Origin of the sequence: Solidesulfovibrio sp. DCME (assembly GCF_049995385.1) — a bacterium.
Classification (GTDB): domain Bacteria; phylum Desulfobacterota; class Desulfovibrionia; order Desulfovibrionales; family Desulfovibrionaceae; genus Solidesulfovibrio.
Map to the genome: position 1 here is coordinate 913,074 of NZ_CP188261.1, position 21,754 is coordinate 934,827.

The following is a 21,754-nucleotide window of genomic DNA, read 5'->3' on the forward strand; positions in this document are numbered from 1 at the left end:
GCGTCCCGTTCGAGGGCGCGAATCTAGCAGGCCAGGGGCGGCACCCGTGTGCCTTCGGTGTGCCCCGTGGCCAGCAGGGCGGCCAGGCGTTCGGGCCGCTTGCCGTTTATGACCCAGCACTCCAGGCCGTACTGCGCCAGGACCTTGGGCAGATGGCTATCCACGCCCCGGCAGGCGGGCAGTTCGTCCAGGCCCATGACCGGCCGGTGACTGGCCCAGGCGTCGCGGCGCGGGTCGTCGCCGTAGAGGCCGTCCCGGTCCTTGACCAGCACCACCGTGGAGGCCCGCAAGCTGGCGGCGGTCCAGGCGGCGATGGAATCCGAGGTGACGTCCCAGGAATGGGGCAGGGGATCGAGGCGGCGAAGCCAGGCACTCGGCAACAGGATGGGCACGTGGCCTTCCTTGGCCGTAGCCGCGGCCGCGTCCGGGTCGGTCACGGTCCTGGCCCCGGGGGTCAGGTCGGCCAGAAGCAGGCCGAACTGGTCCATGCCGAGGATCGCCATCCAGTGGGCGGCGCTTTCACCGAGCGGAAACCGGCGGTGGCAGTCCCGCACGGCATCGGCGAAAAGCCCGCCGCCGGGCACCACGAGCACGGGGTGTTTGAGCCCGCACACGGAAAGCTCCCGGCACAGTTCCGGCAAGGCCGCGTCCCGGGCCAGGCTGCCGCCGATCTTGAGCACGGCTTGAAGCATCAGGCCTCCCTTTCCAGCCGGTCGGCCAGCAGCGAAGCGGCGGCCAGGGCCGGCAGCACGGCCAGGGCCGCCGGGTCGGGCGGCGTCAGCGGGTCGAGGACGGCCAGGCCCAGCCGCCGCCCCAGCTCCCGCACCAGGAAGGCGCCGGACCCGGCGGCCAGAAGCGGCGGCCGCTGTGGCGTCTCCCGGGTGGAAAGCACCTGTAGCAGCGCTTCGCCGATGGCCGCCAACTGCCGTTCGAAGAGATAGGCGGCCATCTCTTGAAGAGCCGCTGGCGCCAGGGTTTCCACGTCGGCGCAGGCCAGCCGGGCCAGGCGTTCGGCCGCTTCGGCCGGGCTCGTGCCCCGGCCGTCGGCCGTGGGGCTGGTGTAGTCGGCGGCGGTGATGTGGCCGAGCAGCAGATGGACGTCGGCCATGGTGGCGAAGTGTTCCGCCGCCGTGCGGCAGGGCAGGCCGCCCACGGGCACGGTGGCGGCAAGGGTGTTGGGGTTGGTGCGCAGGATGCCGGTGTAGACGAGCTCGCCGTGGGTCAGCCGCTGGGTGTCCGTCAGCCCCCTGGCGGCCACCCGGCCGCCCCGGATGGGGATGATGTCCGTGGTGGTGCTGCCGATGTCCACGAAGAGGGCGTCGTCGTGGCGGGCGGCGACATGGAGGGCCGAGGCCAGCCAGTTGTTGGCCGCGAAATCCAGCGGCGCCTCGAAGGCCCGCTCCAGGGGAAGCCAGTCCCGGCCGGGCACGGACAGGGCCCGCACGGACACCTCCGGAAACACCCGGGCCACGGCCCGGCACACGCAGGTCACGCCCTCGCGCTTGGTGCGAAACGCGTCGGCCAGCTCGGCGGTCATGGTCAGGGCCAGAGCGTCGGCGGCGTCGAGGTGCAAGCGCTGCCCGGCCTCGGCCAGAACGTCTTCCAGCCGGTCCGGATGGCGCCAGACCTCGAAGGGCAGGGACACGGCCCGCCAGGTTTCGGCCTCCCCGGCCAGGCGATCCAGGCGCACGGCCTTGACGTTGGCCCCGCCGATGTCGAAGCCGCCCACGCGGCGCATGGCCTTCATGAGGCCTCCCTGGGGCCGAAAGCAACCCGGCCTCGCGTTTCCAACCCGGCGGGCAGCCGGTCGTCCAGGCAGGCCTGGAGGATGACTTGGGCCAGATTGGTTGCGAGGACCTGGCGCACCCCGGCGTAGGCCACCGTGACCCGGGGGTTGACCTCGATGATGCGGCAGCCCTCGCCGTCAAGGACCATGTCCACGCCGACGAAGCCGCGAAGGCCCGGGATGGCCCGCACCGCTTCCACGGCGAGCGACAGGGCGGCCGCAGCCTCCGGATGGGCCAGGGGCGTGACCCCGCCCCGGTAGGCGAAGGGAATGCCCGGCCGGATGTCCTGGCCGTTGAGGCAAAGGGGGACCGCGCCGCTGGCGGCGGCCATGACCGAGACGCTGGCGTGGGTCCCGTCGTGGTAGCGTTCGAGGACAAGCGGCACGTCTTCCCCGAGCAGGGCCAGGGCGGCCTCCAGTTCGGCCGCGTCCCGGGCCAGGCAGACGCCGCCACCGCCCTGGCCGTCCACGAGCTTGGCCACCAGGGGAAAACCTAAGTCCCGGGCCGCCCGGCCCGCCTGGCCGGGCGCGGCCGGCACGGCCTCGGGCAGGGGCAGGCCGGCCTTACGCAACAACTGGTGGCAGGCCCATTTGTCCCCGGCGGCGCGCACGCCCTGGGGCAGGCTGCCGAGCAGGCGCGCCCCGGCGGCCAGGGCCGTTTGGCTCAAGCCCGCCAGGATGCCGCCCTCCTCCGGGGCCACGACCAGGACCATCTCGGCTGCGGCGGCCAGGGCGGCGAAGCCGGTGGCGTGGCTGTCGGGGGTAAGGCGGACGATAATGTCCGCCTCCAGGTCGGGCAGGGGAAGGCGGGCGTCGGTGGTGGTGATGAGCCGGGCCGGGCCAAGGGCGCGCATGTCGGACAGGACCGCCCGCAGAATGGTCGCCCCCAGGCCGGCCAGGCCCGGCGAGCCAGGCCTGCCTGGCCAGCCGCCGCCGGTCACGTACTCGTGGACAAGGATGGTGCCCGGGGCGTTCATCGCCGATGCCCCTGGCCGGCGAGGACGAAGTCCACCAGCAAGTCGGCCGCGTCCAGGCCCGTGGCCTGTTTGAGCCCCGTCCAGGCCGGGATGGCGTTGACCTCGATGACCGAGACGCCGCCGTCCTCGTGGGGCAGGATGTCCACGCCGAGGTAGTCGGCCTCGAAGGCCCGGGCCGCGCGCACGGCCAGGTCCCGCAGCAGCGGGTCCAGGGGGCAGGCCTCGGGGGTGGCGCCCAGGGAAACGTTGGTCTTCCAGCCGTTGCCCACCCGGCGCATGGCCGCCACGGCCTCGCCGCCGACCACGAACACCCTGTAGTCCTCCCGGCCGTGGGGGATGTAGCGTTGCAGGTAATACACGTAGTGGCACTGCTCGAAGGCCTTGAAGGTCCGGTAAGCCAGGTCGGGGTCGCAGATGCGCAGCAGGCCCCGGCCCTCGGCGCCGAAAAGCGGCTTGACCACCACGTCGCCGCCGAGTTCGTCAAAGGCGGCCATGGCCAACTCGAAACGCTCGGTGACGACGGTTTGGGGGACGGGCAGGCCGGCCCGGGCCAGGCGGCTTAGGGCGAAATACTTGCAGGCGCAGTGCTCGATGGCGAAGGGCGGGTTGACGATGCGCCGGCCTTCGCGCTCCAGGCGGTGCAGGGCGTTGACCCGGAAGACGACCTGTTCCAGGGACCCGGCCGGCAAGGCCCGCACGAAGACCACGTCGGCTTCGTCGAGGCGGTGGGCCTCGCCGTCACTGTCCACGCTGGCCAGGGACGGCGTGCCGCCCGGCTGGGCGAGCAGGCGGGTGATGGGATGGCAGGGCGCGTCGATGCCCCGCTTGGCCAGGGCGGCCTGGAGCAGGGCCACGTGCTTGCCGCCCCGTTTGCCGAGGATGACGGCGTTCATAGGCCGAAGGACCGGCGCAGGAGTTCGGGGTCGGTTTGGCCGGCGAGGAAGAGCCTGCCGGTTTTGGCGTTGGCGATGGAGACCCGGGCCGGGCTGAAGAGCATGGGGTCGATCTTGTAGAAGTTGCCCTCGTAGCGGGCGAACAGGTCGGCGAAAAGGGTGCCGTAGTCCCTTGAGGCGCAGGCCGGCACCCGGTCCAGGACGCGTTCGATGGCGGCGTCCTCGCAACTGACGGTATACCAGGCCTCGCCGCCGTAGAGCACGGCGTCGTTGGTGCGGCCGATGGCCGCGAGGTCGTCGGCGGCCACCGGGGCCACGGGGCAGGTGCCGGAGCCGGAAATGACGGCATCCAGGGGGAAACCGAGTTCATGGAGCTTGTGCATGCCGGTTTCCACCACCCGGGCCGCGATCTGGACCGAGCCGACCAGGCTGGCCGTGGGGGCGACGACGAGGGACAGTTCGGATGAGGCCACGCCGCAGGCCTTGGCGATCATGGCCGCCACGGCCTCGGTGGGAGGCTGGCGGCCTTCCAGGACCAGGACGGCGTTGGCCGAGGTTTCCGTATGGGCGATGCCGCCGAAAATCGCCTCGCCCCGGTACAGGGCCCGGGCCGGCCCCGAGCCCATGGCGAAAAAGCGCGAGGCGTCGGCCGGGTTCTTGAGCGAAACGGCCCAGCCGGCGTACTGCGAGGCCATGCAGGCCAGTTCCGGCCGGCTGACGTCCACGCGCAGGCCCGGCAGGCTGAGCCCTTCCAGGTGGATGTCGCAAAAGGCCACCCGCCCCAGGCCCCCCAGGCAGATTTCGGCCACGAGCCGGCCGGCTTCCAGGGAGCCGCGCACGGCGATGCCGGCGTCGATCACCACCGTGCCGCCGGGCAGCGTCGCGGCGGCCACGTCCAGGCCGGCCTGGTCGGCGATAAGCCGCCGCACGAGATGCAGGGAACGTTCATTGAGCGTGATCGCGGACAAGGTATTCCCCCTTTCGCTCAGTCGTTGCCCTCGCCGTTTTCGGGGCGAGGCGTGCGGGCCGTTCCCACAGGTTGTTCGGACCGGTTGGTTTCGGTTTGGCCGGCGGCCGGTTGCGGCTGTTCCCGCCGGGCGGTTTCCCGGGGCCGGGGCGGGGCCGGGCGGGAGCGGTAGCCGAAGGACAGGGGGGCGTCCTGGACGTATTTCTTGCCCAGGCGCAGCGCCGTGGCCGCCCGTTCCAACTCGCGACCGAGGTAGAAGGCATGGCCGGGGTCCGTGACGCCCAGGCGGGCAAAAAGCGCGGCCGGGTCGTCGCCCTGGGCGAAAAGGTCGCGGCCAAGCACGGTGATGCGGCCGCTGCCGACGAAAATGCGGATGTTTTTGTCCCGCAGGCGCGACTGGATCTCGCGCAGTTCGGCGTCGTCGTAGGTGGCGTGGGGGGCGGCCTTGGCCACGAGCAGGCCGTCGTCGATGCCCCAGGCCGGGATGTGGCTGGACACGGCGTAGTGCATGATGCGCCGGGCCAGGTCGAGTTCGCGCACCGCACCCTGGGTCCAGGGCGCGACCTCGGTGGTCAGGGCGTAGTCGATATCCAGTTCCGCCAGCACCCCGGCCAGCACGGCCGTCACCCCGGGGCTGTCGGCCTCGGTCAGCTCGGTGACGTTGCCAAGGCCCACGAGCATGGGGCTGTCGGGATGGCGGCGCCGCGCCTCCCGCAGGCGCCAGAAGGATTCGCTTATGCCGAAGCCGATGGGGTCGAGGATGGGGTCGAGGACGTGGGCCACGCCCCACTGGCGCAGCCTTGCGGCGTTGCGTTCGAGCGACTCGAGCCCTTCGCCGAAATCCGGGATGACCACCACCGTGGCCCGCAGCTCCCGGGCCACCTCCAGGTTGGCGCCGTTGACCGAGAGCACCAGTTCGACGCCGGCCCGGTCGGCGGCCAGGATGGTCGGCGGGTCGAAGCTGTCGATGCTGACGCGAAAGCCCTCGGCCCGCAGCCGGGCGACCATCTCCCCCACGCCGGGAAACGGCCCCGAGGGCGGGCCGCCGAGGTCGATGACGTCGGCGCCGGACTCGCGCAGGTACCGCGCCCTGGCCAGGACGGCCTCGGGGGGCAGGGCGTGGGCCTCGGTGATCTCGGCCAGGATTTGCGTGCGGTAGGGGCCGTAGCCCGACAGGTCCCGGCTGCCGCCGAAGTGGACGGGCAGGTCCTTGAGGTCGGCCGGGCCGCGCCCGACGGGCACGCCGAGCTGGGCGGCCAGGGCGGCCGTGTCGCCCTGGCACAGCCCGGGCAGCAGGACGGCGGCGCAGCCCCGGGCGTCGGGCAGGTGCCGGGCGATCCAGGCCGTGTCCATGAGCGCGGCCACGGTCATGGGCAGCACGGCGATGTCGTAGGAAAAGGCCGGGCGCATGGCCTCGAGTGTGGCTGCCAAGGCGGGGGCGGCCAGTTTGCCGGTGACGAACAGGGTGTCGGGCATGGCTGGGGCGTTTGGCGCGTTATTTGCCACCGGCCAGGGTCAGGCGGAAATAGGCCGTCTGGCCCGGGGATTCCTCCACACCCACCTCGATATGGGACAGGTTGGGGTTGGGGGCCAGGGCGGCGGCCAGTTCGCCGGCCAGGTACTCGGCCAGGCGTTCGGCCGTGATGTTGTCCAGGGGCAGGTCCAGGACGTCGTGGCGCGGAAAGACGTAGCGCCGGTTCTTGAAGCGCACCTCCACCTCGCCGTCCGCCTCGGTCACGGTCAGGCAGGGGCTTTGGCGCGGCAGCAGGAAGCGGTGGTCCAGGCGGTCGCACAGGTCCTTGACGATGCGCTTGAGCTCCACGAAATCGAAGACGTAGCGGTCGTCGGTGAGCTCGCCGGCCAGGGTGGCGCACACGGCGTAGTTGTGGCCGTGGAGGCGTTCGCACTTGCCGGCGAAGGAGATGAAGTGGGCGGCGCTGAAGCGCAGGTTGCCCTTTTCGATGGTGACGCGGTGCATGGTGTGCCCCCGTGGCGTTGCGGTTAACTCTTGAGCCATTGATCCAGGCTGGTGTGGGCGGCCATGCCCAGGCCTTCGCCGCGCAGTTCCCGGCGCACCTCCCCCAGGGTGCCGTAGCGTTCGGCAAAGGCGTTGTGCTTGTGGATGCTTTCCAGGTTTTCCTGCTTGGCCAGCACGAAGGCGTCGTCGGGCAGGTCCGGGAAGATGTCCACCAGGCTGTAGAGCATCTCCCGGACGACGTCCTCGACGAAGCGGGGCTGGCGATGGGCCTTATTGACCACGAACAGCTCGTCGGGCCGCTTGAGGATGGCGTAGGTTTCGGAGCTCATGGCCGTTTCCACCAGGTGGACGAGGTTTTCCGCCCGCACCTGGATGTCCGAGCCCACGAGCAGGGTGCCCCGGCCGCGCTGGTTGTGGGAGGCGATGGGGATGGCGGCCAGGATGCGTTCCACCTCCTGGGCGCTGAAGCCTTCCTCCAGGAGCAGGCCGCGCGAATAGTCGCGCACCATGTCCTGGGCGCAGGGGCACACCGTCATGCCCTCGGTTTCGACGCCGACCAGGCAGCGGGTCCGCTCGCCCGTGGTCGAGGCGATGCCGATGAGGGTGTAGAGGTCCTCGGAGGTCTTGCCGGAGACCGGCGTGGTCTTTTGCAGGGGGGAGCGGGCCCGGATGTGGACCTCGGAGCGCAGCGCGCCCTGGACCGTCACCACCCGCCGGGAGAGCTTTCCGGCCAGGGACTCGATGTCCGGCATGGGCTCCAGGGTCATTTCCTGGATGAGCGCCTCCACGGCGTCGCCGAAGCGCGACATGTGCACCCCGGCCTGGTCCGGGGCCAGGTCGGCGAACAGGTCGAGCTCGGCGTTAAAAAGCACCGGCTTGCCATTGCCCAAAAGCTGGATGTTGCGCCGCAGGTTGGTCACGCCCACCCGGGACAGGCCAAGGGGTACGGCCGGTTTTTCCTGCTGCACGTCGAGGCCCAGGCGCGGCTTGAGGCTCAGGCGGGCCACGCCCCAGTGGGGAAGCCCGGCCAGCAGGCTTTCGACGGTGCGGCCAAGGCCCGGGTGGACCAGGCCCGGGGCGATCTCCGACAGGGGCACCAGGGCGAAGGGCCGCTCGGCCAGGCCGGGATGGGGAACGGCCAGGTCGCCGTCGTCGATGACCAGGTCGTCGTAGAGCAAAATGTCGATATCGATGGGCCGGGGGGCGTTTTTGACGCTCTCCTGGCGGCCCATGCGCTTTTCCAGGCGCTTGAGCAGCGTCAGCAGGGCCCGGGGGCCAAGGTCGGTGCGTATGCGGCAGGCGACGTTGTAGAACTTGGGCTGGTCGGGGCAGCCCAGGGGATCGGTCTCGTAGTACGAGGAGACCGGCCCGATCTCGGCCCTGGCCCGGATGTGCTGCAGGGCCTGGAGGATGTTGGCCTGGCGGTTGCCGCCGTTGCTGCCCAGGCCCAGATAGACGGTGTGCAGTGGGTTCATGAGGCGTTTTCCTTGGGGGCGAGGTGGCGTTCCAGGTCGCGCGCCGCTGCGTGCAGCCCTTCCAGGGCGGCCCGGCGGGTCGCGCCCGGCAGCACGATGGAACAAATGGGCCGGCCGGGGGCGATGGCGTCGCCCGGGTGGCCGAGGTCGCGCAGTCCGGGGCGCCGCCAGGCGGTGTCCTCGGGGATGCGGCAGGGTCGCCTGGCGAAGGCGATGCCCTTGGCCAGGTAGCCGGCGTTTTCCGGCCGCGCGGGCGGCGCCGGCAGGTTCCCGGCGGCGGCCCGGACGTGCACGTCGAAGACGCTGGCCAGGCGGCGTTCCTCCACCAGTTCGGCCGAAGCCGTGGGACGGGGGTTGATTTCCAGAAGCATCGGCCGGGGGGAGCCGTCCGGTTCGTGGGCGACGATGCAATCCAGGCCGCACACGCCGCGAAGCCCGAAGCGTCGGGTCAGGCGGCCGGCCATGTCGGCCAGGGCCTCGGTCAGGGCCGGCCCGCCGCCGAGCTCCGGGGCCAGCGGCTCGATGTTGCCGCAATGGCGGAAGTCGTGGGCGCCGAGCTTGGGGTCGCCGACGACCTGCTCGGTGACGGCCAGCACCACGCTTTCCCGGCCGTTGGCGGCGAAAACGGCCGAGGCGCTCACCCCGGCCACCCAGGCCTGGAGATACCAGCCCCTGGCCAGGGGCCGGCCGTCCCAGAAGCCGATGCCGTGGCCGCCACCGCTTTTGACCGGTTTGCGCAGCCATTCGATCTGGTTGCGGGCCTTGGCCTCCTCGCCCGCAAACAGGGTCGGCGGCATGGCCAGGCCTTCCTCGGCGCACACCCGGCGCAGCGTGGGCCAGTGGCGGGCCTGGGCCAGCACCTCGGGCGTGTTGCCGGCGATGGGGCGGCCGCCGGCCAGGGCCCGCACCACCCGGGGATGGTTTTCCAGGTTGGCGGCGTAGGCCAGGGCGCCGTACTCCAGCCCCCGGGCCAGGCCGGGCAGGCCGCGGGCGTCGTAGGGCGTTTGCCCATGGCGCAGCAGGGAGCGGCCGGCGACCAGGCCGGCCAGGTCGGCGTCCCCGAAATAGTCCGCCGCCACGACCGGATAGCCGGCGCGCACGGCGGACTGGGCCAGGGCCCGGACGCTCACTCCGGCCAGAAGAAATGTCATGACGTCGCGAATTCCTTTGCCACGGCGTAGATGGCCTCGGCATCGAAGACCAGGTCGTTTTGGGTGAACATCCTGGCCAGGCAGGCGCGGTGCACGCGCATCTTGAGCCCGCCGATGCCGAGCGCTCCGAAGAGCTTTTTCCCGTGGCGCTCCTCGCCGTCCCATTTGGCCTCGACGCCCTCGGCGCCAAGGGGCGGCACGGCGTTGATGTCGGCCACGACCAGCAGGTCGGGGTGGGCGCTCCACAGGGCCTCGGGCACGAGCCGCACCCCGGCCGCGCCGCAGCACAGCACGGCCTGGGCACCGGCCAGGACCCGCTCGGTGCCGGCCGGGTCGGCGGCCTCGGCCGCGCCCACCGTCACGCCGAAACGCGCCGCAACGGCCCGGCAGGCGGCCTCGACCCGGTCCAGGCGCCGGGAGGTCAGCACCACTTCGGCCCCCTCGCCGGCGAGGAGCCCGGCGGCCCGCTGGCCCACGGGGCCGGTGCCGGCCAGGACCACTACCTTTTTCCCGGCCAGAGCCATAGCCCCCCGGATCTTGGCCGCGGCCGCGGCGGCGGTGGTGTTGCAGCCGTTGGAGTCGAGCATGACGGATACGCGGAAGGGGCCGAAAAAGCTTTCCTTGGCCGCGGCGAAAAGGGCCTCGCCGGCGGCCACGTCCGAGCCGCCGACAAAGGCGGCCGAGTACTTGAGGTCCGGGATGCCCCGGGTGAAAAGCAGGCCGTAGATCTGGTTGCGCACGTCGGCCGGGGTCACGCCGCCACGGGCGAGGAGGGCGTCTGCCCCGGCGTCGTGGGCCACCACCGCGTCGAAGGCGCTCGGCAGGGAGTCGGTGTCGAGCTGCAGCAAGAGGTTTTTTTTCATCGGCTGTCCTTGCGGCCCTTGGGCCGGGGTGGCCGTCGCGGGGACGGGGTCGTCCCCGCGACGGGTTGCGGTTTCCGTGTCCGGCGTCAAGCCGTGAGGGCTACTCCAGCTTGCATTCGCCTTCGGCACCCCTGGGGTCGCCGATCAGGTCGTAGAGGAAGGCGGCCAGCACCCCGCCGGCCAGGGGGCCGAACAGGTAGATGGGGTACTGGGCCCACATGTTGGGGCCGCCTACCAGGATGTTGGCCAGGTAGGGGCCGAAGGTACGGGCCGGGTTCATCGAGGCGCCGGTGACGTTGCCGCCGACGATGATGTCCGCCGCCACCACCAGGCCGATGGCCAGGCCGGCGAAGCCGCCGCGGCAGCGGCTGTCCACGGCCGAGCCCATGATGGTCATGACCAGGATGAAGGTCAGGATGACCTCGCACAGGAAGGCCTGGCCGTAGCTGACACCATCGAACATGCCCGTGGCCGCCAGGCCCGTGGGGATGACCCGGGCCCCCCAGACCGCGGCCACCGACAGCGAGGCCAGGGTCGCGCCGGCGCATTGGGCGATGACGTAAGCCGCCAGGTCCTGGGTCGGGAAGCGCTTGGTCGCCCACAGGGCCACGCTGACCGCCGGGTTGATGTGTGTTCCGGAAATGTGCCCGAAACAGTAGATCATGGCCGTGACGGTCAGGCCGAAGGCCAGGCCGATGGCCACCCAGGCAGCCATGTCGATGCCGACATGGAAGGCGTTGTCGATCACGGGCCGGCCCTTGGCCAGCAGTACCGTGGTCATGACCGAGCCGGTCCCCAGAAACACCAGGGCATAGGTTCCGACAAGTTCCGCGAGGGAACGTTTCAGGAGCGAAGGAGCCGCCATTCCGAAGATACCTCCGTACGTCTTGCTTCGGGCGGGTGCCCTGAGGCGTCCTAGATGGCGGTGTTCCAGTTGCAGTAGCCCTTGGCGCCGGCCAGGGCGCCGGTAACGAAGGGCACGTTGCGCTTTATAAGCGAGGTGGCGGCGCAGTCCTTGCAACCGCGCACCGGCGAACCGGCCTGGGCCGGGCTCAGGGCGATGCAGTTGGTCATAAGCGTCGCGGTGGTGCATTCCGGCGTCAGGTAGCAGGGGAAGTCGGCCAGGCTCATCAGGGCCGCGAAACGCTGGGTGATGGCGCAGGCCGGATAGGTGTAGCGTTGCGGGTTGGAGACGACTTCGCTGTTGTCGATGGGGGAGAGGTCCACTTCCACGCCCTTGATCTTGCCGCCCTGGCCGATGGGGGTGATGTCGAGGATCTTCTCGCCGCGGGTCAGGATGTCCAGGAAGTCGGCGTTGTGCAGTTCGTCGGCCTCGCCGCGCTTGGGGTTCATGGCCGCGTAGTTGCTGAAGCGCTTGCTCAAGAGGTCCACGACCATGGGCACGGTGAAGCTGTCCTTCCACAGGATGTAGGCGGTGGCGCAGGCCGGGGCGCCGGTGGACACGGACAGGACGTCGTAGGGGCTCTTGTAGGCGCCGGCTTCGAGGCCGCGGTAAATGGTGCTCTTGAAGCATCCCATGACCGCTTCGTAGATGCCGAAGGCCATGTCGTCCTTGAACATGTTGAAGGCCGACTGGGCGATGTGGTGGCCGACGTCGCCGACGCAGTAGGCCGGGACGGTCACGATGTTGGCCGGATGGACGCCGGCCTTGAAGGCGGCCAGCACATAGGGCTTCATGCGCTCCTTGTACTGGGCCATGTACTTGCGGGTGTCAAACGAGGTGTGCGGCCCGTGGCCACCCAGGTTGTGGGTGTCCATCAACTTGGCCTGCGCCTCGACCGGCTCCTGGTAGATGTACTGCATCTGGGCGACTTCGGCTTCCTCGGCCTCGGCCGCCGTCTTGCCGGCCTCGATGGCCGCCCGGAAGGCGCCGCCCAGGCCATAGGAGGTGTTCATGCCCCAGGACTTGGAGGACAGGATGGTCTTCTTGTGGTCCGAGGGGATGGACAGGGGGGCCAGGATGCGGTTGACGAGGTTGGGCACCGAGCCGCAGGAGAAGGCGAAGTCCACGACGCAGGTCAGGCCGTACATGCCGCCGTACCGGCGCACGCTTTCGAGGCCCACCAGGGCCTTGTTGGCGCCGATGGCCTCGATGAAGGTGTCCATGGAGGCCTTGAAGGACGGGTCGGCCTCATAGAGGATCTCCAGGATGGGCGGGGTCTGGTAGTGCTCGACGAAGGGGTCGTCCTCGGGCCGGATGGTGTCGGTCAGGCTGCACAGAATGTCGTAGTGGGCGTTGACCGACTGGACGTGCAGGTCGATGACTTCCTTGGACTGGCCTTCGCCCACGGTCATCTTGTTGACGGCATCCACGTAGGGCTTGCAATCCGTCAGCTTGAAGATGCCGCCGCGCTTCTCCTTGATAACCCCGAAAACCGCCAGCGTCGCGCCAAGAGCCTCGTCGATCATTTTCTTGTACACGGACATGATGGACTCCTTTCTGATGAGCTTGTTTGTAACATGCATCCCAACAGCAGCGGACTCCTTACGAAGCATCGTTTGCCAGCAGCCTGTCTCCATCCACTGACGGGGCATGGGTTGCCCATTCCCCCGCGACTGCCCCTCTTGACGGTGGTGATTATAAAGATCGCGGGGGAGGGAGAGCGTTTTTTGCGGTGTTGCCATTCCTGGGCTGGTCATCCTCCTTTGGGTTGTCGTTTCACAGGGGGCGTTTGGGAGACGGCTTTTGGGCCAGGCCGGCCTCACCCGGCCACGGGGCGCCCGGGCGGGAGCCACCCGCCGCGCTGGGCGCGCCGTGACCGCCGGGCGGGAGCCTGGCCCGGGGGGCCGGGGGATTGGCGTACCGGAGCGCGCTCATGCCAAAAGCCTCCCGGCGATGGTCGCGGCGGCGCGCCGGCCGGCCCCCATGGCCGAAATGACCGTGGCCGCGCCGGTGACGATGTCGCCCCCGGCAAAGACATTGGGGATGTTCGTTTCGCCCGTTGCCTCGTCCACGCCGATGTAGCCCCAGCGGTTGGTCGCCAGGCCCGGGGTGGTGCGGGGCAGGAGCGGATTGGCCCGGGTGCCCACGGCCACCACGGCCATGTCCGTGGCCAGCTCGCAGAACTCGCCCTCGCAGGCCAGCGGCCGGCAGCGGCCGGAGTCGTCGGGCTCGCCCAGGCGCATCTTCTGGAGCAGCACCGAGACGAGGCGGCCCTGGGCGTCGCCGGTAAAGGACAGGGGAGCGTGCAGGCAAAAAAGCTCGATGCCCTCTTCCTTGGCGTGGTGGATTTCCTCGCGCCGGGCCGGCATCTCGTTTTCCGTGCGGCGGTAGACGATGGCCACGCGCTCGGCGCCCAGGCGGGCGGCCGTTCTGGCCGCGTCCAGGGCCACGTTGCCGGCGCCGAAGACCACCACCCGCTTGCCCGGGTAGACCGGCGTGTCCCAGTCGGGAAAGGCGTAGGCCCGGCCGAGGTTGACCCGCGTCAGGTACTCGTTGGCCGAGAAGACGCCGATGAGGTTTTCGCCCGGGATGTTGAGGAAGGTCGGCAGGCCGGCGCCCACGCCGATGAAAACGGCCCGGTAGCCCTTCTCCAGCAGTTCGGGCACGGTGACCGTGCGCCCGCCGACCCAGTTGGTGAAAAACCGCACGCCAAGGTCCCGCATGGCCGCGACCTCGCGGCCGACCACGGCCTTGGGCAGCCGAAATTCCGGGATGCCGTAGACGAGCACCCCGCCCGGCTCGTGCAGGGCCTCGTAGACGTCCACGCCGATGCCCCGGGCGGCCAGGCTGCCGGCCACGGTGAGGCTGGCCGGGCCGGCGCCGATGCAGGCCACCCGGACATCCTCCAGGCCGGCCGGGCAGGCCGGGGCGCCGGTGAGCTCCTCGCAGGCATCGTCGGCCAGGAAGGCGTCGGCCACGTAGCGCTCCAGGCGGCCGATGGCCACGGGCTCGTGCTTTTTGCCCAGGATGCAGGCCTGTTCGCACTGGGTTTCCTGGGGGCAGACCCGGCCGCAGACCGCCGGCAGGGAGTTGGTCTGGCGGATGACGGCATAGGCCCGTCGCGGGTCGCCGTCGGCCAGGGCGGCGATGAACCCCGGGATGTCGATGCCCACGGGGCAGCCGGCCACGCAGGCGGGTTTCTTGCAACGCAGGCAGCGCGCCGCCTCGGCCAGGGCCATGTCCGGCGTGTAGCCCAGGGCGACCTCGCCGAAGTTGCCCACCCGCACCTTGGCCGGCTGCTCGGGCATGGGCGTGCGCGGGGCCTTGGCCCGTTTGCGGTCAGTTGGCGCAGCGGCACACATGGTGTTTTTGATACTCCGCGTAGGATTGTTGTTCCATGGGCCGAAACGCCGTCAGGCGCTGGGCGAGCTCCTTGAAATCCACCAGGCCGCCGTCGAATTCCGGCCCGTCCACGCAGGCGAAACGCGTTTCGCCGCCGACGCTGACCCGACAGGCGCCGCACATGCCGATGCCGTCGAGCATGATGGAATTGAGGCTGACCAGGCAGGGGACGCCGCAGCGGCCGGCCACCTCGGCTACGGCGGCCATCATGGGCACCGGGCCCACGGCCACGATCTCGGCGGCAGGCTCGCCGTCCCCCAGGCATTCCTCCAGCAGGTGGGTGACCAGGCCCTTGCGGCCGTGGGAACCGTCGTCGGTGGCGACCAGGACGGTGTCGCACACTGCGGCCAACTCCGTTTCGAACAGGAGCAGGTCCCTGGTGCGGGCGCCGATGATGCCGGTCACGCGGTTGCCGGCCAGGTGATGGCCCTTGGCGATGTGGTGCATGGCGGCGATGCCCGTGCCGCCGCCCACGCACAGGACCCGGCCGTCGTGGGGCCGGATGTGGGTGGGCTGGCCCAGGGGGCCGCACAGGTCCAGGATGTCCTCGCCTTCCTCCAGGGTGTCGAGGTGGGCGGTGGTCTTGCCGAGGACGAGGTAGACCAGGGTGATGGTGCCGGCGTCGGCATCGGCGTCGGCGATGGTCAGGGGGATGCGTTCGCCGGTTGGGCACACGCGCAGGATGACAAAATTGCCCGGCCTGGCCTTGGCGGCGACATGGGGGGCGTCGATGACCAGTTCGCTGGTCTGGCCGGGGATGAGGCGGCGTTTGCGCAGGATGGTGTTGGCCACGGCACGGCTCCTTGACGTCAGGCCGGCCGCCGGGCGGTGTCGCCGGTGCGGCGGCCGTCCTGACGGGAGGGGGGTGTGGCGGCGCAAATTTGACAATTATAGAAAAATTGGATATAATAACATAGACAATAAACCATGTCTGTCTCCCTGTGTGCAGGTGTGTCCTTCGCCTGGTGCCGCAAAAAGCGGCCAAGCCGACTTGCCGGGCGCCCGCGGACGTGATGCGGGGCCGCGCGGGCCTTGCGGCGGCGCGCCCCTCAGGACGTCGCGGACCCTAGGCCACGGGGCCGTCGCGTCGGCTGCGGGACAGGCGTCGTTTCAGGACGGGAAGGCCGTGACACTCCGGCCGGGCAGCGGCCGGGTCGCGGGCCTCGGGCCGCACTGCCCGGACGAAACGCCGGTGTGGCGCTTCCTCGCGGGTCGGGGAGAGGCATGGTGGCAAGGACGGGGGCGCGGTGCGTGAGAAAAAAACGACCCCGAGCCCACCAGTGCAGGGCCTCGCGGCGGCCCGAAGGCCTTGCCTGGAGGCGGCATGCGACTGGCGGCTGTGGTGGTGCCGCTTTTCGGAGGTCTGGTTGTTGTTGAGGCCGTTCGTGTGAAAAGGGACGCTGTGTCGATACTCTTCATTATACAATGTCATGGCACATTCCTTCCTGATGGCATTTGGGCTGCTCGTCCCAGTTGCGAATGATATCCTCAGGAACATTGTATGAAGTATATCGACTCCCTCCACTAACGGGGCAAACGGTTTTGCCTACCCCCTGCGACTGCCCCTCTGAACGGTGGTGTTTATAATGATCGCAGGGGAGGATGCTCGTACCTGGTTCGTCTGCGGCGCTCGGCCTCCTGCCTCGATGGCGCTTGGTGTGCTGCCGGCGGCTCCCGCCGCCCGGGGTGCTCAGCCTTCCCGGCCGCGCCTCTTCGCGCTGGCCGGCTGGCCACTTACGGCTGACGCGCGAACAACTCGTAGCGCGGCAGCGAACCCTGTCAAAGCCTAAAAAATACCATTAGTAAAGTTTCATTACCCCAAGCGGCGCAACCGTGCAAGTGATTTTTATTATGTTTATTTTAGCATACGAGATGGGGCCAGCCCGAACCAGGGCCACAAAGAGGCTAGAAAAAGGAGTTATCATAGCCTGTTGCCGCTATCCGCCCGCCTGGCGGCCCACGGGTCCTCGCCTTCGGCCAGGGCGGCCAGGGAGGCCGCCACCGGGCCCGGGGCGAAGCCCCGGCCGTCCAGGGACACCACCGGGCGGATGCCCAGGCTGTTGGTCAGGAAAATTTCGTCGGCCCGGGCCAGATCCGCGACCGCAAGCGGGGTTTCGCGCACCCGGCAGCGGGCCATGACCGCGCCGCGCAGGGTGCCGGGCAGGGCGCCCTCGGCCAGGGGCGGCGTGTGCACGATGCCGCCCGTAACGGCGAAGACATTGGCCAGGCTGCTTTCGGCGATGCGGCCGGCGGTGTTGCGCAGCAGGGCGTCGTCGGCCCCCCGGTCGGCCGCCTCCAGCTTGGCCAGGATGTTGTCCAGGGCGTTGAGGGATTTGACGCCGCTAAGGGGCGAGTGTTCGTTGCGCCGGGTGATGGTCGCCACCACGCACCGGGCCGGCCCGGGATCGGGCGGCGCCGCGGCGGCGGTGACCAGCACCGTGGGGGCGGGCGGCGGCGTCGGCGGCAGCAGCCCCCGGGCGGCCACGCCCCGGGTGACGGTCAGGCGCAGGGCCGCCCGGGTAAGGCCGTTGGCCTCGAGGGTCGCGGCCAGGACGGCCGGCCAGTCCAGGGGCGGCAGGGCCAGGCGCAGCAGGGCCGCCCCGGCCCGCAGGCGGCGCAGATGGGCCTCGAGGTGCGCGACGCGCCCGTCCACGGCCAGCATCGTCTCGAACAGGCCGTCGCCCAGGGTCAGCCCCCGGTCGCCGGGGGCGATGCGGGCCGCGTCGGCCGCGACCAGCGCCCCGTCAAGCCAGACGCGCATGGCACGCCTCCTTTCTTTCGACGTCCCGGCCGGGCGCCCCGGCCCCGTCGACCGTGTCGGCCGGCACCGCTTCGCCCAGGCCCAGGGCGCGCAACAGGTTGCCGGCCTTGAGCAGCGATTCCTCGTATTCCTCCGCCGGGTCGGAGTCCATGACGATGCCGCCCCCGGCGCCGACCGTGACCGCGTCGCCGGCCACCACCAGGGTGCGGATGGCGATGTTCCAGTCGCTTGCGCCGTTTATGCCGACGTAGCCGATGGAGCCGGTGTAGACGCCGCGCTCCACCGGTTCGAGCGCGTCGATGATTTCCATGGCGCGGATCTTCGGCGCCCCGGTGATGGAGCCGCCCGGAAAGGTGGCCCCCAGCAGGTCGAAGACGTCGGCCTCCGGGCGCAGTTGGCCCGTGACCGAAGCCACCAGATGGTGCACCGAGGCATACGTCTCGATTTCCGGGAACGGCCCCACCCGCACCGAGCCGGTGCGGCAGACCCGGCCCAGGTCGTTGCGCATGAGGTCCACGATCATGGCCAGTTCGGCCCGGTTCTTGGCGCTTTGGCCAAGCCAGCGCCGCAGCTCGCGGTCCTCGGCCAGGCTCGCCCCCCGGCGGACCGTGCCCTTGATGGGCCGCGTCTCCACCCGGTCCCCGGCCACGGCCAGGAAGCGTTCCGGCGACGACGACAGGATCTGGGCGTCGCCGCAGTCCAGGTAGGCGGAAAACGGTGCCGGGTTGAGGGCCATCAGGCGCTCGTAGAGCCCCCAGGGGCAGCGGCCGGCCAGGGGCACCCGGAAGCGCTGGGTCAGGTTGGCCTGGTAGATGTCGCCGGCCAGGATGTATTCCCGAATGCGCCCGACCGCCTCCAGGTAGGCCTGGCGGGGCAGGCTGGTCTCCACCACCGGTCCAGGCCCGACCGGGGCCGTGGCCGGGCCTGGACCGATCAGGGCCGTGACCGGGCTTGGCTCGACCAGGGCCGGGGCCGCCCCGGCCGGCGACGGGGCCTCGTCCAGGGCGGCCAGCAGCAGGGCTTCCAGGGCCTGGGCGTCGGGGTGGGGGCAGGGCGCTTGGGGGGCGAAGTGGGTGAGGAACACCCGGTCCTCGCCGTGGGAGAGGACCACGGCGAAATTGTAGAGCCCGAGCACGGCCTGGGCAATGCCCTGGTCGTCCACGGCCCTGGCCGGGAGGGCCTCGACCTGGTGGCGCAGCCCGTAGCCGAGGTAGCCGGCCAGGCCACCGGGGAAGCCGTCATCGGCCGGGGGCGGCAGCGCGGCCGCGTCGACGCGGTGGGGCCGCAGCAGCCGGCGCAGGATGGCGAAGGCGTTGCCCCGGTGCTCCTCGACGCGGCCCGGCCACCAGTCGATCCGTGTCACCCGGCCGTGGACCCGGGCCACGGCCACGGGATCGAAGGCGAGATAGGAACGGCGGCTTAAGGGGCTGTCGGCCAGCCGGCTGTCGAGAAAGACGCAGTGGGGCCTGCCCCGGCAGGCCCGGGCCAGGCGGTGGAAGCCCTCGGCCCCGAAAGGCAGCGGGCGGACGGTGACGGCGGGCTGGGTCATGACCGGCCTCGATACTGGCTGAAGAAGTTGCCGAAAAGCCGCAACCCGTCCTGGGTCAGGAAGGATTCGGGGTGGAACTGCACCCCTTCCACGGGCACGTGTTCGTGGCGCAGGCCCATGACCACGCCGTCGTCCGTCCAGGCCGTGACCCGAAGCCCCCGGCCGAGGCGGTCGGGGTCGGCCGCCAGCGAATGGTAGCGGGCGGCGCGCAGGGGGGCCGGGCAGCCGGCGAAGATGCCCGCGCCTTGGTGGCGCACGGCGCTGACCTTGCCGTGCACGGCCACGGGGGCGCGGATGGTGCGGCCGCCGTAGGCCTCGTTGATGCATTGGTGGCCCAGGCACACGCCCAGGATGGGGATGCGGCCGCCGAGTTCGCGGATGGCGGCCAGGGACACGCCGGCATCGGCCGGGGCCTTGGGCCCGGGGGAGAGGACCAGGTAGTCCGGGGCCAGGTCCGCCAAGCCGGCCACGTCGATGCGGTCGTTGCGCACGACCTGGACCGCATGGCCAAGCATGCCGATATATTGAACGATATTGTAGGTAAACGAGTCGTAGTTGTCGATCATGACGACACGGGCCGGTTGTTGCATGGCTGTCCTTGGGCTGGCGGTGGCCGGTTGGGGCATTGCGGTCCGTGCCCGGTTCAGGCGGCCGCGTCCGTATGCAGGCCGGCCATGAGCGTGTCCAGTTCCTTGGCCTGCCCGGCCAGGCGGGAGACGGCCGTGGCCGACTGACGCATGCCCTGGGCCGTCTGGGCGGCGATGGCGCTGATTTTTTCCACGGCCCGGTTGATCTCCTCGGAGGTGGCGGACTGCTCTTCGGCCGCCGTGGCGATGGCCCGGACCTGGTCGCTGGCGGCCTCGACCATGGCGACGATGGCCAGCAGGGCCTCGCCCGAACGGCCGGCCAGGGCCGTGGCCTGGCCGACCCGGGCCACGGCCTGTTCCACGTGCCCGGCGGCGTCGGTCATGCCCTTGTGGACGCCGCTGATGGTCTGTTCGACTTCCTTGGTGGCCTGCATGGTGGTTTCGGCCAGTTTGCGCACCTCGTCGGCCACCACGGCGAAGCCGCGCCCGGCGTCGCCGGCCCGGGCCGCCTCGATGGCCGCGTTTAGGGCCAGCAGGTTGGTCTGGTCGGCGATGCCGGAAATGACGTCCATGATGGCGCCGATGCCCCGGGCCTGGTCGTCGAGGGAGCGCATGGTCGCGGTCAGGATGTCGGCCTCGTCGCGGACGGCGGCCACGGCCGCGGTCACTTCCCCGGCCAGTTGCGCCCCTTGCCGGGCCTTCCCGCCGGCGTCGTCGGCGCTTTGGGCCGCGGCGGAGGCGTTTTTGGCCACTTCGAGGATGGTGGCGTTTATTTCCTCCATGGCGGCGGCCGTGGCCTGGACCCGGTCGTTTTGTTCCTGGGCGCCCTGGTTGGCCTGTTCGATCTGGGCCGACAGTTCCGTGGCGGCCTGGGCGATGCCGTTGCTGACGTCCGTGGCCTGGGCGGCGGTGCGGGAGATGGCCTCGTTTTGCCGGGTGATCCGTTCCTGTTGCCGGTGGAGCTGGGTCAGGTCGGCCCAGAAGGAGATGGCGCCGATGAGGGTGCCGTCGAAATCGTAGAAGGGCGTGGCCCGTTCGGCGATGCGTTTGGCCTTGCCCGAGGGGCTGGTGTAGTCGAATTCCGCGGATTGGGCTTTGCGTTGCCGCAGGGCCGCGTCCAGGAGCGTCTCGCGTTTCGCGTCGTTCCAGTAGTACTGGCCGGCGTTTTGCCCGACATAGGCTTCCCAGGATTCCTTTTTTTCGAGCAGGCCGTAGAGCTCGGCGTTGGTCCAGCTGATTGTGCCGTCCGCGCTCACGATGCCGTAGGGCGTGGGAATGCCGACGAGCACGCCTTCGGCAAAGCCCAGCCGGGTCTTGCATTCCCCGACCAGCCGGCGCAGCTCGACGGCCAGGGCCTGGGCTTCGCCGCGAAAAACCCCGTCCAGGGAGGCCTTGAAATCCCCGCCGGCGACCCGGGCGGCGTAGGCGCGCATCCGGTCCAGGGGACGGGTGACCCAGGCGCGGGCGGCGAGCCAGGCCGCGCCCCCGGCCAGGCCCAGGGTGCACAGGCCCAGGGCGGCGAGCCACAGGCGCTGGTGCAGGAGCGCCTCGCCGAGGCTGGCCGCGTCGGCGGGCTGTTGGGCCAGGCGCGTGACCAGGCTTGAAGCGCCATGGGAGGCATAGCCGAAAAGCGCCACCAGGCCGACGAGAACGGGGAGGACGACAGAGGCGGTCAGAACGAAACGCAGGGATGGCTGTCGCATGGTGTGACCCTCGCTGAGGCTGCTGTGCACTGGCGCGGGTGTGCGCCGTGAGCCCGACCGCGTTGTGGCGGCATCCGGTCCGGCGGGATGGCCCGGCCGGGCGGGTGCGCCGGTCCGGCGTCGATGGGCGGGCGGCCTGGCCCGGGGCGGTCGCGGTTGGCGCCTTGGGGCGGGCCAAACCGGGAAACGCCGCGGCCAAGGCCGGGCCGGCCCTGTCGCACACCGGTCGCGGGCTTACGTCCGGCGGGGAGAGGCCAGGCCGGGCGGTGGGCCGCAACCGGGGATGGCGCGCGGGGCGTGGGAGCGCGCGCGGCCCGGGGGCGGCGAAGCCTGGCGCAGGGAGGAGACCAAGTGAGGCCGGCAATCGGCCCGGCGGAGCCAGGGCTGCCTGCCCGTCAGGTTGGCGGCAGCCGTGCCGTGGCCGGGGCAAGGGGCGGTCGGCCGCAGCGGGCCGCGGCGCCGTGGGCGGTACGCGGGTGTCGTGATCGAGGGACAACAAGCCTTGGGTCGAGCATCTTCATTCCACCAGGTCATGGCGACTCCTTTCATGATGAGCTTTGGGTGAAGCGAACCCCAACGCGGATCAATGCCTCAAGGAGCAATGTATGAAGGATGTCGACTCCCTCCACGGGCGGGACATGTGGTTGCGCCCGCCTTGCGACTGTCCCTCTCAACGGTGGTGTTTATAGTGATCGCAAGGTGGGGATGGGGCGTGACCGGAGCGTGCGTCTGCGACAGGGCTGTCGCGGCCTCCTTGT

The 21,754-nt window shown here is 70.5% G+C and carries 18 protein-coding genes; all 18 read right to left on the bottom strand.

Features of this window, described 5'->3' with window-relative positions; translation table 11 throughout:
- Positions 1-23: 23 nt before the first annotated feature.
- Positions 24-692: an amino acid kinase family protein gene (locus ACP59X_RS03840; RefSeq protein ID WP_428565240.1), complete on the bottom strand. Its 669-nt coding sequence runs from the start codon at positions 690-692 to the stop codon at positions 24-26.
- On the bottom strand, positions 692-1,747 hold the full coding sequence (locus tag ACP59X_RS03845) for a hydantoinase/oxoprolinase family protein (protein ID WP_428565242.1): 1,056 nt from the start codon (positions 1,745-1,747) through the stop codon (positions 692-694). Before ACP59X_RS03845 ends, ACP59X_RS03840 begins: the two co-directional genes overlap by 1 nt.
- Positions 1,744-2,763 (bottom strand): ATP-grasp domain-containing protein, encoded by a 1,020-nt coding sequence (locus ACP59X_RS03850; protein ID WP_428565244.1) that lies wholly within the window; start codon positions 2,761-2,763, stop codon positions 1,744-1,746. The genes ACP59X_RS03845 and ACP59X_RS03850 overlap by 4 nt, the downstream gene beginning before the upstream one ends.
- The gene (locus ACP59X_RS03855; protein WP_428565246.1) at positions 2,760-3,656 is read right to left on the bottom strand and encodes an ATP-grasp domain-containing protein; all 897 of its coding nucleotides are present in this window, start codon (positions 3,654-3,656) and stop codon (positions 2,760-2,762) included. Before ACP59X_RS03855 ends, ACP59X_RS03850 begins: the two co-directional genes overlap by 4 nt.
- Positions 3,653-4,624: a methenyltetrahydromethanopterin cyclohydrolase gene (mch, locus tag ACP59X_RS03860; protein ID WP_428565248.1), complete on the bottom strand. Its 972-nt coding sequence runs from the start codon at positions 4,622-4,624 to the stop codon at positions 3,653-3,655. Before mch ends, ACP59X_RS03855 begins: the two co-directional genes overlap by 4 nt.
- Positions 4,625-4,641: 17 nt before the next feature.
- Positions 4,642-6,099, bottom strand: coding sequence for a DUF6513 domain-containing protein (locus ACP59X_RS03865; protein ID WP_428565250.1), 1,458 nt, complete (start codon positions 6,097-6,099; stop codon positions 4,642-4,644).
- A 19-nt stretch (positions 6,100-6,118) separates the two neighbouring features.
- Positions 6,119-6,601, bottom strand: a complete 483-nt coding sequence (locus ACP59X_RS03870; RefSeq protein ID WP_428565252.1) for a 6-pyruvoyl trahydropterin synthase family protein — start codon at positions 6,599-6,601, stop codon at positions 6,119-6,121.
- A 23-nt stretch (positions 6,602-6,624) separates the two neighbouring features.
- Entirely contained in the window at positions 6,625-8,076 is a 1,452-nt protein-coding gene (gene mptA / locus ACP59X_RS03875) for a GTP cyclohydrolase MptA (RefSeq protein WP_428565254.1), read from the bottom strand.
- Positions 8,073-9,227, bottom strand: coding sequence for an ATP-grasp domain-containing protein (locus ACP59X_RS03880; protein WP_428565256.1), 1,155 nt, complete (start codon positions 9,225-9,227; stop codon positions 8,073-8,075). Before ACP59X_RS03880 ends, mptA begins: the two co-directional genes overlap by 4 nt.
- Positions 9,224-10,090: a methylene-tetrahydromethanopterin dehydrogenase N-terminal domain-containing protein gene (locus tag ACP59X_RS03885; RefSeq protein WP_428565258.1), complete on the bottom strand. Its 867-nt coding sequence runs from the start codon at positions 10,088-10,090 to the stop codon at positions 9,224-9,226. Before ACP59X_RS03885 ends, ACP59X_RS03880 begins: the two co-directional genes overlap by 4 nt.
- Positions 10,091-10,190: 100 nt before the next feature.
- Complete coding sequence (locus ACP59X_RS03890; protein WP_428565260.1) at positions 10,191-10,955, bottom strand: MIP/aquaporin family protein; 765 nt, start codon at positions 10,953-10,955, stop codon at positions 10,191-10,193.
- Positions 10,956-11,005: 50 nt separating this feature from the next.
- Positions 11,006-12,538, bottom strand: coding sequence for a DUF2193 family protein (locus ACP59X_RS03895; RefSeq protein ID WP_428565263.1), 1,533 nt, complete (start codon positions 12,536-12,538; stop codon positions 11,006-11,008).
- Positions 12,539-12,925: 387 nt separating this feature from the next.
- Positions 12,926-14,356, bottom strand: a complete 1,431-nt coding sequence (gene gltA / locus ACP59X_RS03900) for an NADPH-dependent glutamate synthase (RefSeq protein WP_428565265.1) — start codon at positions 14,354-14,356, stop codon at positions 12,926-12,928.
- Positions 14,334-15,188, bottom strand: a complete 855-nt coding sequence (locus ACP59X_RS03905; RefSeq protein WP_428565267.1) for a sulfide/dihydroorotate dehydrogenase-like FAD/NAD-binding protein — start codon at positions 15,186-15,188, stop codon at positions 14,334-14,336. Before ACP59X_RS03905 ends, gltA begins: the two co-directional genes overlap by 23 nt.
- Before the next feature lie 1,129 nt (positions 15,189-16,317).
- Positions 16,318-17,157, bottom strand: coding sequence for an aminotransferase class IV (locus ACP59X_RS03910; RefSeq protein ID WP_428565269.1), 840 nt, complete (start codon positions 17,155-17,157; stop codon positions 16,318-16,320).
- Positions 17,141-18,706 carry an aminodeoxychorismate synthase component I gene (pabB, locus tag ACP59X_RS03915; RefSeq protein WP_428565271.1) on the bottom strand — a complete coding sequence of 522 codons (1,566 nt, stop codon included), beginning with the start codon at positions 18,704-18,706 and terminating at the stop codon, positions 17,141-17,143. The genes ACP59X_RS03910 and pabB overlap by 17 nt, the downstream gene beginning before the upstream one ends.
- A complete protein-coding gene (locus ACP59X_RS03920; RefSeq protein ID WP_428565273.1) occupies positions 18,703-19,296 on the bottom strand; it encodes an anthranilate synthase component II in 594 nt (197 codons plus the stop codon). The genes pabB and ACP59X_RS03920 overlap by 4 nt, the downstream gene beginning before the upstream one ends.
- Before the next feature lie 53 nt (positions 19,297-19,349).
- Complete coding sequence (locus tag ACP59X_RS03925) at positions 19,350-20,996, bottom strand: methyl-accepting chemotaxis protein (RefSeq protein ID WP_428565275.1); 1,647 nt, start codon at positions 20,994-20,996, stop codon at positions 19,350-19,352.
- Positions 20,997-21,754 lie beyond the last annotated feature (758 nt).